Here is a 493-nt window from a genome sequence, read left to right as displayed (position 1 = left end):
TTAGTTTTTTGCTGGAAGATTTGCGCTCAATTTGCTCCCTTTTGCCCCCAAATGTAGCCTTTTTTGCCATCTTTCACCCCTCATTTTACCAAAAATCGCCACAAATCTACCCTCCAAAACCGATACTCTCCAAAAGGAAAAGAGGTGTAAAGGGCTTGTTTACAAGCCTTTACACCTCTCGTGATTGGGATGGGATTCGAACCCATGACCGATAGCTTAGAAGGCTATTGCTCTATCCAGCTGAGCTACCCAACCAATCCATAATTCAAAACTCTCTTTGTCGGGATGACTGGATTCGAACCAGCGACCCCACGCCCCCCAGACGTGTACTCTAAACCGGACTGAGCTACATCCCGAGCTTTTTGTGTATGCAAAGATACTATAAATATCCATACGAACCACATCAAATCTCCTCCAAGTAAAATAAAATTGGAGAAAGGTTTGCTTTCTTCAAAAATATTGGTATCTTTGCACACGGTTAGGGAGATAACTA

General features: G+C 43.0%; 2 tRNA genes. Both read right to left on the bottom strand.

The window, feature by feature from the left end:
- Positions 1 to 181: 181 nt before the first annotated feature.
- A tRNA-Arg gene (locus tag IX315_RS09655) sits at positions 182 to 255 on the bottom strand.
- Between the two features lie 25 nt (positions 256 to 280).
- Positions 281 to 356, bottom strand: a tRNA-Pro gene (locus tag IX315_RS09650).
- Positions 357 to 493 lie beyond the last annotated feature (137 nt).

It is taken from the genome of Porphyromonas levii, assembly GCF_018206105.1.
Classification (GTDB): Bacteria; Bacteroidota; Bacteroidia; order Bacteroidales; family Porphyromonadaceae; genus Porphyromonas_A; species Porphyromonas_A levii.
Note: the sequence above shows the minus strand (reverse complement) of the source record. Positions and strands in the feature narration are given on the sequence as shown.